Source organism: Microtetraspora sp. NBRC 13810, assembly GCF_030268685.1.
GTDB lineage: Bacteria > Actinomycetota > Actinomycetes > Streptosporangiales > Streptosporangiaceae > BSRQ01.
This window is the reverse complement of record NZ_BSRQ01000004.1, coordinates 191,168-206,389: the sequence shown is the minus strand read 5'-3', so window position 1 is coordinate 206,389 and position 15,222 is coordinate 191,168. Positions and strand designations below refer to the sequence as shown.

The following is a 15,222-nucleotide window of genomic DNA, read 5'->3' as shown; positions in this document are numbered from 1 at the left end:
TTGACCGAGTTGGGGTGGATACCGCCGAGCGACGAATGGATCGCCGCATTTGTTGCACTGACGGTCACCGGTGACGACGTGGACTGGCCGGCAGAGGGAAGCCCGAACTTCTCCCGTGACCTCTCGATGGCTTCCCCGGACACCGGCGAAGCCGCCAGGCTCGTGGTCGGGGCACTGCGTACCCTCGGAGCGAGGCTATCGGAGCTGACCTACTGGGTCGGGAGAAACGGCGACAGTCTCGGCATGAAGCTGCCCGAACTCGGTATCTGAAAGTTCACTGAAGGCGATCCGGCTATCAAAGTCCATCGGGTGTAGCTCGTCCTCATTGAGTTCCCGAGCTGGAACGGATACCGCCTCATAGCCTGCCCCCGGCTCTCTGAGAAAGAGCCGCACCCGTTCGGATTCCCCAACCCGCTGCTGGGCGTGGCAGGCTCCGCCATCGGCGCCTCCTGCTGACTGGCACGCGGCTGCCGCGCCGGCTTTGGCTCGGCCTGCAGGCCGGAGTCACTTTCGGTGTGGTGTTCGTGCACTGGCTCATCTACCAGAGCCGGTACGTGATCGGCGCGCTGTGCCCCTACTGCATGGCCGTATGGGCAGTCACCATCCTCCCTGCTGGCCGTGCACGCAAAAGGGGGATCTTCCGGCCGAGCCGCCGGGTGGCAGCCGCATCGAGCCGCCCAGGCCGGGCACGCGCGGGGCGATCCTGTCGAGTGGCGCGAGCGCCGGTCGGGTCGAGGCTGCACGGCCCCGCTCGGCCGGCAGACCGGTCAACCGCGCGATGGCTGCCATGTCCGCAGCGTCGGCCCGTTCCCATAGCTCTTCGATCCCGCAACGCGGTCAAGATCCGCCACCAGGTGCCATCACGCTGCAGTCTGCGGGTTCGCCGACGGTGGCACCGCTTCCGGAGACGGGCGGGCAGGGGGTGCTCAGAGGGGCAGGCGCCGGACCTTCAGCACGTTGTCCTGACGGGTGACCGCGTGTCCGCCGGGAGCCGTCTGGCTCCGCTCGTACTCCTCGCTGAGCAGCACCTCCCACCCGCCCTCCGGGAGGCGGAGCTCCCGCAGGACCTCGTCGGTGGTGGGGAGGCGCACGTGGGAGTGGTCGTGCTCCCACGGCGGCGGCCCCGCGTGGCCGACGACGAGCAGGATCCCGCCCGGCGCGACGGCCGAGGCGGCGGTGCGCAGGATCTCCTCCCTGGGCATGTCGGTCATGGAGTGCAGGAAGTGCGCGGAGACGAGGTCGAACGTCCCGGCGGGGAACGACGTGCCGAGGTCGTGCCGCTGCCAGTCGACGCGGCCGGCGACCCCCGCCCGCTCCGCCTCCCGGGCCGCGCGGTCCAGGGCCACGCCGGAGATGTCGGCGGCGGTGACCCGCCAGCCCCGCCGGGCGAGCCAGATCGCGTCGGCACCCTCGCCGCAGCCCAGGTCCAGGGCGTCGCCCGGCGCCATGCCGGAGACCTCGCGGACCAGGATGACGTTGGCGTTCCCGCTCCAGATGCGCTCGCTCTCGCCGTAACGGGCGTCCCAGAACTCCTCGCCGCTCATCGGCGGGTGGTCGCCGAGCGGGTGCTCGGCGGCCTCCCGTTCCGTCCGCGCGGAGGAGGGCGCGCGGCGGCCGGCGACCGCGCGGCGGGTCTCCTCGTCGATCAGGTCGGCGTTGATCGCCGCCCCGGCGCGCAGCCCCGCGGCGGCGGCGCCGATCACCTGCTCGGTCGGGTCGGCGACGTTGCCGGCCGCCCACACGCCGGGGACGCGCGTCGCGCCGGACGGATCGACGGCGATGTAACCGCCCACCACCTGCTCGCCCTTCAACAGGTCGGTGGTCTCCAGGCCCAGACCGGTGAGGACGCCGGCCCGCGCGGTGAAGCGCGGGGCGACCACCAGCGCCTCGCGGCCGATCACCCGCCCGCCGGCCAGGCGCACGCCGGTGAGCCGGTCGCCGGTCACCTCCAGGCCGGTCACCTCGCCGCGGACGACGGTGATGTCCCGCGCGGCCAGCCGCTCGGCCGCGTCGGCGTCCGGTTCTGCGGCGGTGTGCAGGAAAAGGGTCACGTCCTTGCTCCACTGCCGCCACAGCTCGGCCTGGTGCACCGAGCTCGGCCCGGTGGCGAGGACGCCGATCGCCTGGTCGCGCACCTCCCAGCCGTGGCAGTACGGGCAGTGCAGCACGTCCCGCCCCCAGCGCTCGGCCACGCCGGGCACCGCGGGCAGCTCGTCCACCAGGCCGGTGGTCACCAGGAGCCGGTCCGCCGTGACCGCGGACCCGTCGGCGAGGACGACGCGGAACCCGCCGGCGTCCAGGCGCTCGGCCGTGACGACCTCGCCGGTCACGAACTCGCCGCCGTAGCCGGCCACCTCGGCCCGGCCCTCTTCCAGCAGCCGCGCGGGCGGCACGCCGTCACGCGTCAGGTAGTTGTGGACGTGCCCCGCAGGGGCGTTGCGCGGCCGGCCGGCGTCGATCACGAGCACCGAGCGGCGGGCCCGGGCCAGAGTCAGGGCGCCGCTCAGCCCGGCGGCGCCGCCGCCGACGACCACGACGTCATAGCGCCGGTCCGCGCCCGCGGGGGAAGTCTGTTCCGATTGTGCTGTCATGCCCAGCATGTTGTGCTCAGACGGGGGCGGTTGACAAAGTCTCTTGCCATCACGGCAAACTGGGCGGGTGGCAGACGACGACCTCGTGAACGTGCTGAGCGCCGTGGGGCCGCGGCTGCGGGCGCTCCGCCGCGACCGCGGCACCACCCTGGCCCAGCTGAGCGAGACGACCGGCATCTCGGTCAGCACCCTGTCCCGCCTGGAGTCCGGGCAGCGCAGGCCGACCCTGGAGCTGCTGCTGCCCCTCGCGAAGGCCCACGGCGTGCAGCTCGACGAACTGGTCGGCGCGCCGTCCACCGGCGACCCCCGGGTGCACATGCGCCCCTTCACCCGGCACGGCCGGACCTACGTGCCCCTGACCCGCAACCTCGGCGGGCTGCTGGCCTACAAGCACATCATCCCGGCGGGGCGCCCCGGCGAAGAGGCGCCCGAGCAGCAGATCCACCAGGGCTACGAGTGGCTGTACGTCCTGTCCGGCCGGCTGCGGCTGCTGCTGGGCGAGCACGACCTCGTCCTCACCTCCGGCGAGGCCGCCGAGTTCGACACCCGCACCCCGCACGCCTTCGCCAACGCGGGCACGCGGCCCGTCGAGTTCCTCGCCATCTTCGGCCCCCAGGGCGAGCGCATGCACGTGCGGGCCCGCCCCGCGAGCAAGAAGGGCACGGCTACCTGACGGCGGTCGCGACCTGCCCGGTGACGAGCGCTCCACAGCCCGAACCGCGGCCGGTCACCGGCCCGCGCCGCCGACTCCGCGAAGCTCGGGTTCTCCGGCCCGGCGACATCCGGCTCGTACGGACGCTGCGGCCCTGCAGGCGCCGGACCGGGCGCCGGATCGGGCGGCGGCCACGCCGCCCCCGCCGTGGCCGAACACCGTCGTCAGCGACACCGCGAGCAAGGCGGCGTCGGGGGCATCAGTCGGCGGAGGCGCTCAGCATGCCGCGCAGGATTCTGACCAGGGTCTCCGCGTCCTCCGGGGTGAGACAGGAGGCCAGCAGGGTGAGGTTGGCGGCGTGGTCGGTGAGGGTGGCGTCGATGACGCGGAGCCCCTCGGCGGTGAGCGCGACGCGGAAACTGCGCCGGTCGGCCGGGTCGAGACTCCGCTCGACCAGCCCGGCCGCCTCCAGCCGGTCCAGCCGGTTCGTCATGCCCGCCCGGGACATCATCAGCACGGCGGACAGCTCCGACGGGATCAGCGTGTACGGCGGGCCGGAACGCCGCAGCGCCGCCAGCACGTCGAACTCCCCCTGGCGCAGCCCGTGCCGGGCGAACACCTGCTCCACCCGCGCCTCGACGACCCGGGTGAGCTGCGAGACCCGCCCGAAGACCCCCATCGCCGACAGGTCCAGGTCCGGCCGCTCCCGCCGCCACTGGCCGAGCACCACGTCGATCGCGTCCCCGGGCCCATCCTCGCCGTTCATGACCCCGATCCTAGGGGCGCCGGAATGGCCTCCTCCTGCACGGCCGCTCCGGCGCCCGCGCCTCAGCCGAGCGGCGCCCCGAACGTCTTGCTGAAGGTCACCGGGTTCGTGTACTCCTCACCGGCGACGATGAGCCCGTCACGCCAGTCGAACCGGAAGAGGTACACGTTCTTGTACGGACGCCCGTCGGCAGTGGTGAAATCACCGTAAGTCTGGACGAAGATCGTACGGCCGCCGGAGGCGACGCTCAGCCGCTGATCGGTGAAACGGACGCGTCCCATCGTGCCGAACACCGTCCGGAAGTAGCCGAGCACCTGTTCCTTGTTCGTGTAGCGGGTGTCCGGGGTCTGGGCGCCGGTGAAGGTGATCGGCATGGTGAGCGTGACGCGCGGGCTCAGCTTGGCGCCCACCGCGGCGAGGTCGCGCCGCTGGAAGTCGCTCAGGAAGTCCTTCGTCCGGCGGAGGTTGTCGCTCTGCGCGCCCGGGGCGGCGGCCGGGGTCCGGCCGGACCCGGCGTGAGCCGAGGCGGCCAGGCCGGTGATCAGCAGGGTGGCCAGCGCCAGAGGCGTGACGAGGTGTCGGATCTGCACGTGTCGTTCCCATCGAAAGCCGTGTTCGTGACGTGGTCCAGCCTCGGCCGTCCGCCCCGTTCCGCCCAGCGTGCCGGCACGGCCCGCCGTACGGGCCGCCCGCACTCGCCCGGTACGGGCAGCCGCACCCGCCGGGAGCCGGTCAGGCGTTGAGGTAGCGCAGGACGGCGAGCACCCTGCGGTGGTCGCCGGGGTCCGCGGTGAGGCCGAGCTTGGCGAAGATGCCCGTGCAGTGCTTCTCCACGGTGCGCTCGGCCACCGAGAGCCGTACGGCGATGGCCTGGTTGGAGCGGCCCTCCGCCATGAGTCCCAGCACCTCCCGCTCCCGCCCGGTCAGCCCGGCGAGCGGGTCGTCGTCACGGCGCCGGCGGCCGACGAGCTGCCCGATGACCACCGGGTCGAACGCGGAGCCCCCGCCGCCCACCCGGCGCACGGCCGCGGTGAAGTCGGCCAGGTCCGCCACCCGGTCCTTGAGCAGGTAACCGACCCCCTCCGCGCCCCCGTCGAGCAGTTCCACGGCATAGCTGACCCGGACGTACTGCGACAGCACGAGCACCCCGGTGCCGGGGAAGCGCCGCCGTACCTCCCGCGCGGCGCGCAGCCCCTCGTCGGTGTGCGTCGGCGGGAGCCGGATGTCGACGACGGCGACGTCCGGCCGGTGCCCGGCGACCGCGGCCAGCAGCCCCTCGGCGTCCGCCACCAGCGCCGCCACCTCGAAGCCCGACTCGGCCAGCAACCGCCCCAGCCCTTCCCGCAGCAACGTCGAATCCTCCGCCACGACGGCCCGCATCCCCGTCACCTCGCCACCCCCGCAGGGAACGGCTCCCCGGTCGTCAACGGACCACCGGTGGCCGGCGGGTCCCCGGCGGGCAGCCGGCCCTCGGCGGTCAGCGGGAGTGTGACGCGGAGGTGGGTGCCGTGCGAGGGCGGGCTGGAGACGTGCAGGGTGCCGCCCAGTGTCCAGGCCCGGTCGGCCAGGCCGCGCAGGCCGCTGCCGCGCGCGGGGTCGGCGCCGCCGCGCCCGTCGTCGCGCACCTCGATCACGAGGCGCCGCCCGTCCCCGTGCACGGTCACCGCGGCGGCGCGGGCGGCGGCGTGCTTGGTGATGTTGGCGAGCGCCTCGGCGACCACGTAGTAGGCCGTCGTCTCCACCTCGGCGGGCACCTCGCCCGGCAGGTCGAGGAGCAGTTCGACGGGCGGCTCCGCGACGGCGGCCAGCTCGCGCACCGCGCCGGGCAGGCCGCGTTCGGTGAGGACCGGCGGATGGATGCCCTGGCACACCGCGCGCAGCTCCTCCAGGGACAGTAGCGCCGCCTGCTTCGCCTCGCCGATCAGCGGCCCGGCCCGTGTCGCGCCGGCGGCCGGATCGGCGGCGAGCACCGACTCGGCGAGGCCGAGGGCCATCGGGATGGACAGCAGCCGCTGCTGGACGCCGTCGTGCAGGTCGCGTTCCAGGCGGCGGCGTTCCGCCTCGGCGGCCCGCAGCACCCGGGCCCGGGAGGCGGCGAGCTGGCGCACCCGTGCCCGCAACTCGGCGGTCAGCCGCTCGTTGTCCAGGGCGAGGGCGGCGGCCGCGCACGCCGCCTCGATCAGCTTGGGGTCCTCGTCCCGCGCCCCGTCGTGCACCACCACCGCGATGGTGTGCCCGCCCCGCTCCACCCTGGTCACCATCCGTCCCTCCACCATCGGCAACGGCCGCCCGCCCAGGTCCACGAATTCCGCCGCGCACCCCTGGGGAGCGGCGAAACCGTCATCCGTCCCGTGCGGGCCCACGAAGCCCGGGGCCGGGCGGCCGTCCGCCCCGGTCCGCCAGACCCGGTAGCCGACCAGCAGCCCCGGGTCGCGCAGGGTGCCGGCGAGCAGTTCCTGGACGGTCTCGGCCCGTGACGCGTCGTTGAGCCGCACCACGAGATCGGCCATCCGCCCCCGGCCGATCCGCCGCCGCAGCACGCCGGCCAGGTACGCGACCGGAATCAGGGCCAGCGCGACGTGCGTCACGACCGGCAGCGCGGGCACCCGCATCCCGAGCAGCTCCATCGGCTTCCACGCCGCCACCAGCACGGTCGCCGCCACCGCCGCGCCGAGCATCGGCGGCACCGGCCGCCCGCCCCGCCACCGCCTGACCTGCACCCCGAGTACGGCGAGGCACAGCACCACGCTCGCCGCGACGTTCCCCGCCCCGTACGCCCGCCCCGAGGCGAGCAGGCACCCGGCGACCAGCGCGTAGACGTACACCAGCGCCACCAGGCAGCGGCGGCCGGGCGTCTCCAGCCTCCCGGCCGGGTAGATCAGCACCAGGTGGGCGAGCGCGGCGAGCCACAGCCCGCCCGTGGTGGCGGCGAGCCACGCGGGCAGCGGCGCCCACGCCACCAGGCGCAACCCCGCCACCACGATCATCAACCGCCCGATTCCGGTCCCCGGCAGGGCACGGCGGGCGACCGCCCCCGCCCCCGCGAACGCCCCCACGACGAGCAGATTCAGCGCCACGACGGACAACCGCCACCCCTTAGGTTGACAACGTCAACCACCTTAGCCCCCCGGCCGGCGACGACGGCCCTTCACCCCGCCGGTCGGCCGGGGCGGAAACCGGCGGCGGGACGGGCGGCGTCCCCGCTCAGAGCGGCGGCGGGACGCGCTCGGCGAGCCAGTACAGGCTGACCGCCACGATGGGGACCGAGAGCACGGCCGGCGCCCAGCCGGCGGCGGAGGTCCGGCGCAGCAGCACCAGCAGCGGGAAGAGCACGGAGATGATCACGAGCTGGGTGACCTCGATGCCGACGTTGAAGCTCAGCAGGGACAGCAGCAGCGGCCACGACCCGCTCTCGTCGATGTCCAGCGCGCCGGCGAAGCCCAGCCCGTGCACCAGGCCGAAGGCGAAGACGATCGGCAGCCGCCACCGGCCCAGCCTGTCCTCCCCCCGGCCCAGGAGGTTGGCGACCGCCACGACGACGATCGACGCCGCGATGACCGGTTCGACGATCTCACCGGGGACGTCCACGACGCCCATGGCCGCCAGCAGGAACGTGATGCTGTGGGCGACCGTGAAGGCGGAGGCCGTCACGACGACGTCGCGCGGCCGGCGCGCGCCGATGAGCAGCGCGAGCAGGAAGAGGATGTGGTCCGGACCGAGCAGCAGATGCTCGGCGCCGAGCAGGAAGAACTCGCCGATCTGCCGCACGGCGGAGTGGTCGCCGACCCGCACCGTCGGGCTTCCGGCGACCAGGACGGCGGAGCCCCGCTCGCCGTCGAGGTCGTAGCGGACGATGGTCTCCGTGCTGTGCACGAAACTCTCGGCGTCGGGGAACAGCGCACTGGAGATCGCGTGGACCCCGCCGCCCCCGGCGTGTCCGCCCGCTCCGCCCGCTCCGCCCGGTCCGCCCGGTCCGCCCGCGCAGGCGAAGGTGAGGGTGAGCACCGCGAAGGCCGCCTTGCCGCGGAGCCGGATGTCCGCGTCGCCCGCCGTCGTGGGCGCGCAGGGCCGGTCGTCGTAGGTCACGGCGAAGCGCCGGGTGACGTACTCGGTCACGGCCGCGCGGTTGATCGCGAGCTGGCGGAGCTGCTCGGCCCGCTCCTTGGCCTCGTACGCCTCCGCGTAGAGCCAGGCCGACTTCATGAGCAGGTCGTACTCCAGGTCGAGCACGGCCTTGACGTTCGCGCCCGTGCCGCTCACCTCGGCGTGGGCCTTCGTGGTCGCCTCGTGCGCCGCCGCCGGAGCGGGACGCGCCAGACCGGCCAGCAGGCCGCCGAGGACGACGGCCAGGACGGCGGCGGACAGGCGGAGCCTGCGGGACATGTCTGATCTCTCCTGCCGGGGTGGGGGAGCGCCGCCCCGGACGAATCCGGGGCGGCGGAGGTGGGTCAGCGGCGGAACCAGTGGTAGAGCGGCGAACCCGGTCCCCACGTGCCGGGACGGCCGCGCCCGTCCTTCGTGACGAAGACGCTCGGCTCGGAGGCGGTCACGCCGCCGCCGGTGGAGCGGGCGGTGACGAACCAGGCGTAGGCCGTGTCGTCCTTGAGGCGGTCCCAGGTCACCGAGGCGACCTGACCCGAGGCGACCCTGCTCTTGCCGATGACCCGGGTGGGCTTGTACAGCGCGAGGGAGTCTGTCTGGAAGGCGGTCGTGCGGGAGGTGAGGTCGACCGGCAGCACCATGTTGTCCTCGCGGCCGTCGTAGCGGCGCAGCGGATCGAACTCGGTGGCGCCGAAGTCGTCGAGCAGCGGGGAGTAGGTGTCCACGCTCAGCTCGGCCCGCTTGACGTCGAACTGCAGCAGCCGGAAGAAGCTCGCGCCGAACTGGAGCTGGTCCGCCGGGTTGTACCCGCCGACCTCGGTGAGCCCGAGCCGGTCGGCCGACACCGTGTAGAACTGGTAGTCCGCCAGCAGCTCGACCACGCCCTTGCCGACCTGGCCCACCTTCGGCTTCACGTTGGTGCCCACGCCGTGCTCGTGCCCGGCGAGGATGAGGAAGACGTTCGGGTTCTTCTCCACCACCGTCTTGTAGAGCATCGAGCCGTCGGGGGCGGCGAATCCGGCGCCCCGCCCGTCGGGGTTGGTGCTCGGCACCAAGTAGTCGTGCGAGAGCAGGATGCCGTTGCGGCCGGCGAACTTCTTGAACACGGAGTCGGCCCACTCGGCCTCCTCCCTGGTCACGCCGTACGACAGGCCGACCACCACGAAGTCCAGCCCGCCGGCGGAGAACAGGTCGTAGTGGTTCTGGTTGTCGCCCGGCCGCCACGGCCCGCCGTACTCGGCGTGCCGCCAGCCGCGTGAGGCGTCCTGGTACCGGTCCGGGCCGTAGTACCGGTTGTAGATCGCCTCCGGCCCGTTCTCGGTGCCCGACTGGTTGTCGTGGTTGCCGGCGATCACGCCGTTCGGGATGTCCGCGTCGTCCAGCACCCGCTGCTGCCGGGAGGACACCTCGAACTCGCCGACGACCTGCTGCCGGGTGGCCTCGTCGGCGGGCGGGCGGATGTTGTTCTCGATGATGTCGCCGGTGTGCGCCACGTAGGAGATCTTGCGCTGGTCCTTGTTGGCCTTGACCCAGTCCACGATGCCGGCGTAGGCCGACTCCCACACCGCGCGCTCCTCGGCGGTCTCCTGCTCCACCGCGCCCTCGGAGAGGTACTGCGTGTCGGTGAAGTGGACGATCGAGAAGTCGTAGGAGGAGGGTTCGGCGAAGCCGTCCGGGGCGCCGGGCTCGATGTCGTCGGCGAACGGGTCCTCGCCCGTCACCATGACATGGACCTCCTGCCGGTCGACGTGGTCCTCGTCGACGACGGCCGTGAGCACGGTCTTGCCCTCGGCGGCGCCGCGGGCGCTCGTCAGCAGGTCCCAGGCCCTGGTCTCGGTGTTCCACACCCGCAGCGACGCGAGCCGCTCGGGGTCGATGACGCCCTCCCAGCGCACGACGGGGGAGTCCACATGCCCCCGCACCTTGACGTCGTACCGCTGGTAGGTGACGTCCTGGCCGGTGGGCGCGTCGATCGTCCGGCCGTCGGCGGGTTCGATCCCGCTGGCCCTGATCCTCCGCTCGCCCGGGACCTTCAGCGTCGTCGGCACGGACGCGGCCGTGCCCTGGAACACCTCCTCCGGAGTGAGGATCTCGGCCTCGGAGAACGTCGCCGTCACCTGGCCGCCGCCGGGCTCGGCCACCTTCGCCGAGAGCTTGACGGGATCGGACACGTCGGTGGCTCCCAGCGCCGGGCTCAGCTCCGCGGGCAGGTCCGGGATGCCGGCGGACTCGAACACGATCTCGCGGGTCGCGGTGTTGCCGAGCCCGTCGGCGCCGGTCACGGCCAGCGTGTGCCTGCCGGCGCGCAGCCCCGGGCCCACCTGGGCGCCCGGCTCGATCGGCCGGCCGTCGAGCGTGACGTCCGGCCCGGACACGACACCGGAGGCGTCCTCCAGCCGGACGTCCAGCACGACCGAGGCGGTGATCTTCTCGTTCGCGGCCGGGACGCTCCGGGCGACCGCGGGCGCCGAGTTGTCGGTGATCAGGGTGCGGGTGGCGACCTCGCCGGTGGCCGACGCCGCGGCGAGGGTGTGCCTGCCGTCCTTGACGGCGGCGGTGTCGAGGTCGGCGCGCAGGCCGCGGGCCGGCCCGGCGACGAGGAACTCCAGGTCGATCTCCGCGAGCGGGTTCACGTTGTCGCCGCAGTTGCCGTCGCCCAGGTTGTAGGAGGACTTGAGCATCTGGCCGGTGGCCGTGCCCTCCACCGGGGTGAGCGCGATGTTGGAGATCGCGAAGTCGTCGTGGTTGTCGCCGCACGACGTCGGGAACGTGCCGGTGACGAAGTCGATCGTGTTCCAGCCGGGCACGAGGTACTCGTTCGGGATCGTCAGGTCCACCCGCCGGCTCACGAAGTCCCCGTCGAGCACCACCTTCTGGCCGTTGACGAGCACGAAGTTCTGGTAGCGCGCCTCGATCGAGTTGCTGCCCACGGTGAAGCTGAGGGTGGCGGCGCCGGAGCCGAGCGTCTCGACGACGTGCACCGCCGGGGCGTCGATCGTGTAGTGCAGCTCCGCCTCGCGGAGGAGGTTCTGGCCGGAGCCGCAGGTGCCGTCGCCCAGCGCGTACGACGGCTTGACGTCCCGGCCGGTCACGGTGGCGCCTTCAAGGTCGAGGGCGGGACCGGTGATGGTGAAGTCGTCGCGGTTGTCGCCGCAGGTGTCCCGGAAGTCGCCGGTGACGACCTTGATCGTGTTGTCGCCGGGCACCAGGTACCGGGCCGGGACCGCGACGGTCACCCGCTGGTTCGCCCACGAACCGCCCAGGTCGATGCGCTTGCCGTTGACCAGCAGGAAGTTGTCGAACCTGTCGTCGATCGAGTCGGCGCCCACATCGAAGGCGAACCGCGCGGCTCCGGTGCCCAGGGTGGGCTTCGTGGCCGGCCTGCCGCCGTCGACGGTCAGGGACGCGACGCCGCCCGCGCCGCCGGCGGGCACGGTCGCGAAGACCGGCTTGGTGCCGGCGACGAGCGTGCCGTCCACGGGGAGCAGCTTCGGCGCCCCGGCGGGGGCGTTGTTCACGGTCACGGTGTTCTTGACGGTCACCCCGGCCGCGGTCGTGGCGGAGAGGGCGTGCTCACCGTTGGACAGCGTCGTCGTGTCCAGGTCCGCGGTGAGGCCCGTGGTGCCCTGCGGGTCGGACTGCACGAAGAACGTGAGCGTGGCGCGCTTCAGCAGCGAGGTGTTCGTGCCGCAGCTTCCGTCGCCGAAGGAGAAGGTGTACGGGTTCTCCTCGCCGTCCGCGACCTCGCCGAGCAGTTCGAGGCCGACGTCGGACAGCACGTAGTCGTCGTAGTTGAGGCCGCAGGAGGTCTGGATCGCGCCGACGACGATCTCGACGGTGTTCTCGCCCTTGACGAGGTGCTCGTTCGGGATCTCGATGGTGGCCCGCTCGTTCACGTGGTCACCGATGTCGGTGCGGTGGTCGCCGTTGACCAGGACGTAGCTGTGGTACTGCGCCTCCGTCGAGTTCGAGCCGACGTCGAAGCTGAGCCTGGAGACGCCCAGCGTCCGGGTGGCGTCGAGCGGGGTGCCGTCGACGGCGAGCCTGGTGACGCTGTCACCGGCGGTGGCAGGCGTCGCCGCGACCTTCGCCGTGCCTTCGAGGTAGGAGCCGGTGGCGGGGGTGAGCGCCGGAGGGGCCGTGGTGCCGGTCGGCGCCGGGCGGGGCCGTCCCCGGTCCCGTTCCTCCGGTCCCGGATCGGCGTGGGCCGCCGTCACAAGGCTGCTCACCAGCAACACCGCGGCCATGCCGGCCGCGGTGAGACGCCATCGGCTCCCTAAGCCGCCCGGGAGCTTTCGCGCTGGCTGCATCAGATGCAGTCCCTTCTTCACGTTCACGAGGACGATCAGGGCAGTGCCCTTCGGGCGGACACGATGGAGCGCACGAGTGAACGGTGCGGGTGAAGAGACTGACGGGAAGCCGAACCTATCGCCTCAATCTGATCATCTGTCACGAGACAGGAACAACCGGGTCACAAGGTCAGCAAAGAGGGACGTACCATCCGCCGGCGGACGCAGTGGCTTTTGCGAACTCGGTGAAGTCCCGGGGCGCGCGGCCCAGTGCCCGCTGGACGCCGTCGGAGAGGTAGGCGTCCGTCCCCTTCCTGAGCGGGGACACCATGTCGGCGCTCGCCTGGGCGTCGGCGGCGGGCAGGCCCTGTGCGGTGAGTTCGGCGACGTGCTCCTCGGGGGAGAGCGGAACGTAGCGGATCTCCCGGCCGGTCGCCTCGGAGATCGCCGCGACGGCCTCGGCGAGGGTCAGCGCCCGGGGGCCGGACAGCTCGTAGACCTGCCCGGCGTGGCCGTCCCCGGTGAGCGCCGCGACGACGACCGCCGCGATGTCCTCGGCGTCGACGAAGCTGGCCGCGCCGTCGCCGCCCGGCAGCCGCAGCTCACCGGCCCGGATCGCGTCCGCGAAGAAGCCCTCGCTGAAGTTCTGCGCGAACCAGCCCGGCCGGACGATCGTCCACTCGGCCCCGCTGTCGCGCACCGCGTCCTCACCATCCCGCAAGGCCGCGGCGAGGCCGCCGCTGTCAGGGGCGTAGTCCGGCACGTCGATCCCGCGTCCGGACGCCAGGACGATCCGCCGGGCGCCGAGCCGCACCGCGCGCTCGACGAAGGGACGGGTGAGAGGCGCGCCGTCCAGCGGTACGACGTACACGGCCCGCACGCCTTCGAGGACCGGGTCCCACGTGGCGCGGTCGGTCCAGTCGAAACGCGGGTCGCCGGAGCGGGACACGGCGCGCACCGGTACCCCCTTCGCCCGTAGTCGAGAGACGACCCGGCGGCCGGTCTTGCCGGTGGCGCCGGTCACCAGAATGGGTTGTTGCGTCATGCTGACCAGCCAAGCGGGTCCGGCGAAGACGGGCCATGGTTGGAAAGCTCGGATCGATACCTGTGCGTCTACGATGGCGAGGTGGACGCGCTTTCAGACCTGCTGGGCGAGGTACGGGCGCGCGGGGCCCTCTTCAGGCGGACGATCATGAATCCGCCGTGGGCGCTGCGGATCACCGGCGGCGTTCCGCTGACCTTGGCGACGATGCTCCGGGGCGAGGCGTGGATCGTCCCCGACGAGGGCCGGCCGGTGCCGATCAGGGCCGGGGACGTCGCCGTCGTCCGCGGCCACGCGCCGTACACGGTGGCCGGCGACCCGGACACCCCGCCGCGGTTCACGGTCGGCGCCGCCGACTACTGCGGGCGGGGCGGCGGCGCCGAGGAGGCCGCCCGCGACATCCGCACCTGTGGCGTGCCGTCCGACGACTCGCCGCTGCTGCTCAGCGGCGCCTACGAGGGGCGCGGGCAGATCAGCGAGCGGTTGCTCCAGGCGCTGCCCGGGGTGCTGGTGATCCCCGACGCCGAGTGTCCCTGCCCGTTGCTGGACACGGTGGCCGAGGAGGTCGCCAAGGACCGGCCGGGGCAGCAGATGGTGCTGGACCGGCTGCTGGACCTGATGCTGGTCTCCGTCCTGCGCGGCTGGTTCGACCGGCCGGAGGCGAACGCGCCCGCCTGGTACCGGGCGATGGCCGATCCGGTGGTCGGCCGGGCGCTGCGGCTGCTGCACGACGACCCCGCCGTTCCGTGGACGGTGGCGAGCCTGGCCGCCCGGGTGGGGGTGTCCCGTGCCGCGTTCGCGCGCCGGTTCACCGCGCAGGTCGGGGAACCGCCGATGGCCTACCTCGCGGGCTGGCGTATCGCCCTGGCGGCCGATCTGCTGCTGGAGACGGACGACACGGTGGGGTCCATCGCCAGAAAGGTCGGCTATGCCAACGCCTTCGCGCTGAGCGTCGCGTTCAAGCGCCTCCGCGGCACCACTCCCACCGGGCACCGCTCCGGCGCCACCTGAGCGACGGGGACCTCCGCCCGGGGCGGGAAGGGACCTTGGCCCCTGCCACCGGCCGCCCCGCTCGGGAGAGTCTGGCGATGGAAAGGGGGCAGCCATGTCCATCAAGGTCAGGCAGGTGATGGGGCGGGTCGCGATCGCGGTGCGGGAGGAAACCGCGTTCGCCGACATCGTCGCCGTGATGAGACGGTACGGCGTGGGGGCCGTCGCCGTGGTCGACGCCGATCGGCGGCCGGTCGGCGTCGTGTCGGAGGATGACCTGTTGCTCAGGGAGACCGGGGCGGAGCGGCGTGGCGTCGCGGTGTTCGGCGGGGCCGTGAGCCGGTTGGAGCGGCACAAGGCGGTGGGGCGGACCGCCGCCGAGTTGATGACGGCACCGGCGGTCACCGTGACCCCGGGCACGCCGGTCAGGACGGCCGCCTGCCTGATGCACGAGAAGAGGATCAAGCAGTTGCCGGTGGTCGACGCCCTGAGCGGGCGTATCACCGGTACCGTCCATCAGGCCGACCTGCTGCGCGTCTTCGCCCGCCCGGCGGCGGAGCTGCTGGCGGAGATCGCGACCGTCATCCGGGCGGAGACCGGGCTCGACCCCGACGCGTTCTCGTTCGACGTGCACGAGGGCGTGGTGAGCCTCGGCGGGGAGGTCGTCCGGCACCATCAGATCAGGGCGCTGGTGGCGGCGATCCGCCGGGTGGAGGGCGTCGTCGGCGTCGAGTGCCGCCTCACCTGCGCCTGCCGCTCCGACGTCGGGTCGTGCTGACCCGGGCGTGACC

Annotated in this window: 12 protein-coding genes and 1 pseudogene; 5 read left to right on the top strand and 8 right to left on the bottom strand. The window is 73.1% G+C overall.

Annotated features, from left to right (window positions below; genetic code table 11):
• Both QSK26_RS10630 and QSK26_RS10625 read left to right on the top strand, forming a co-directional pair.
• Positions 1–270 carry a hypothetical protein gene (locus QSK26_RS10630; protein ID WP_285774873.1) on the top strand — a complete coding sequence of 90 codons (270 nt, stop codon included), beginning with the start codon at positions 1–3 and terminating at the stop codon, positions 268–270.
• Between the two features lie 126 nt (positions 271–396).
• Positions 397–605: pseudogene (locus QSK26_RS10625) on the top strand (vitamin K epoxide reductase family protein); the annotation flags it as partial.
• A gap of 321 nt (positions 606–926) precedes the next feature.
• Here QSK26_RS10625 and QSK26_RS41730 read toward each other — a convergent pair.
• Entirely contained in the window at positions 927–2,591 is a 1,665-nt protein-coding gene (locus QSK26_RS41730; RefSeq protein WP_352244305.1) for an FAD-dependent oxidoreductase, read from the bottom strand.
• Between the two features lie 67 nt (positions 2,592–2,658).
• On the opposite strand from QSK26_RS41730, the gene QSK26_RS10610 reads away from it, so the two are divergent.
• Positions 2,659–3,264 carry a helix-turn-helix domain-containing protein gene (locus tag QSK26_RS10610; protein WP_285774872.1) on the top strand — a complete coding sequence of 202 codons (606 nt, stop codon included), beginning with the start codon at positions 2,659–2,661 and terminating at the stop codon, positions 3,262–3,264.
• Between the two features lie 238 nt (positions 3,265–3,502).
• Here the strand turns inward: QSK26_RS10610 and QSK26_RS10605 are convergent, their stop codons facing one another.
• The 7 genes from QSK26_RS10605 to QSK26_RS10575 form a co-directional block, all read right to left on the bottom strand.
• Positions 3,503–4,009: a MarR family winged helix-turn-helix transcriptional regulator gene (locus QSK26_RS10605; RefSeq protein ID WP_285774871.1), complete on the bottom strand. Its 507-nt coding sequence runs from the start codon at positions 4,007–4,009 to the stop codon at positions 3,503–3,505.
• 62 nt (positions 4,010–4,071) lie between these two features.
• Complete coding sequence (locus QSK26_RS10600; RefSeq protein WP_285774870.1) at positions 4,072–4,599, bottom strand: nuclear transport factor 2 family protein; 528 nt, start codon at positions 4,597–4,599, stop codon at positions 4,072–4,074.
• A gap of 142 nt (positions 4,600–4,741) precedes the next feature.
• Positions 4,742–5,389 (bottom strand): response regulator, encoded by a 648-nt coding sequence (locus QSK26_RS10595; protein WP_285774869.1) that lies wholly within the window; start codon positions 5,387–5,389, stop codon positions 4,742–4,744.
• Positions 5,390–5,394: 5 nt separating this feature from the next.
• Positions 5,395–7,086, bottom strand: coding sequence for a sensor histidine kinase (locus QSK26_RS10590; RefSeq protein ID WP_285775091.1), 1,692 nt, complete (start codon positions 7,084–7,086; stop codon positions 5,395–5,397).
• Between the two features lie 127 nt (positions 7,087–7,213).
• A complete protein-coding gene (locus QSK26_RS10585; protein WP_285774868.1) occupies positions 7,214–8,392 on the bottom strand; it encodes a HupE/UreJ family protein in 1,179 nt (392 codons plus the stop codon).
• Between the two features lie 65 nt (positions 8,393–8,457).
• On the bottom strand, positions 8,458–12,339 hold the full coding sequence (locus QSK26_RS10580) for a metallophosphoesterase (protein ID WP_285774867.1): 3,882 nt from the start codon (positions 12,337–12,339) through the stop codon (positions 8,458–8,460).
• Positions 12,340–12,589: 250 nt separating this feature from the next.
• On the bottom strand, positions 12,590–13,444 hold the full coding sequence (locus QSK26_RS10575) for an SDR family oxidoreductase (RefSeq protein WP_285774866.1): 855 nt from the start codon (positions 13,442–13,444) through the stop codon (positions 12,590–12,592).
• Between the two features lie 81 nt (positions 13,445–13,525).
• Between QSK26_RS10575 and QSK26_RS10570 the strand changes: the two genes are divergently transcribed.
• Together QSK26_RS10570 and QSK26_RS10565 are read left to right on the top strand one after the other, a co-directional pair.
• Positions 13,526–14,452 carry an AraC family transcriptional regulator gene (locus QSK26_RS10570; RefSeq protein ID WP_285774865.1) on the top strand — a complete coding sequence of 309 codons (927 nt, stop codon included), beginning with the start codon at positions 13,526–13,528 and terminating at the stop codon, positions 14,450–14,452.
• Between the two features lie 94 nt (positions 14,453–14,546).
• Positions 14,547–15,209, top strand: coding sequence for a CBS domain-containing protein (locus QSK26_RS10565; protein ID WP_285774864.1), 663 nt, complete (start codon positions 14,547–14,549; stop codon positions 15,207–15,209).
• Positions 15,210–15,222 lie beyond the last annotated feature (13 nt).

Bases quoted from the DNA above. Each gene is read 5' to 3' on its own strand.
- QSK26_RS10585 (WP_285774868.1), bottom strand. From the start codon at position 8,392: ATGTCCCGCAGGCTCCGCCTGTCCGCCGCCGTCCTGGCCGTCGTCCTC.
- QSK26_RS10605 (WP_285774871.1), bottom strand. From the start codon at position 4,009: ATGAACGGCGAGGATGGGCCCGGGGACGCGATCGACGTGGTGCTCGGC.
- QSK26_RS41730 (WP_352244305.1), bottom strand. From the start codon at position 2,591: ATGACAGCACAATCGGAACAGACTTCCCCCGCGGGCGCGGACCGGCGC.
- QSK26_RS10575 (WP_285774866.1), bottom strand. From the start codon at position 13,444: ATGACGCAACAACCCATTCTGGTGACCGGCGCCACCGGCAAGACCGGC.
- QSK26_RS10565 (WP_285774864.1), top strand. From the start codon at position 14,547: ATGTCCATCAAGGTCAGGCAGGTGATGGGGCGGGTCGCGATCGCGGTG.
- QSK26_RS10595 (WP_285774869.1), bottom strand. From the start codon at position 5,389: ATGCGGGCCGTCGTGGCGGAGGATTCGACGTTGCTGCGGGAAGGGCTG.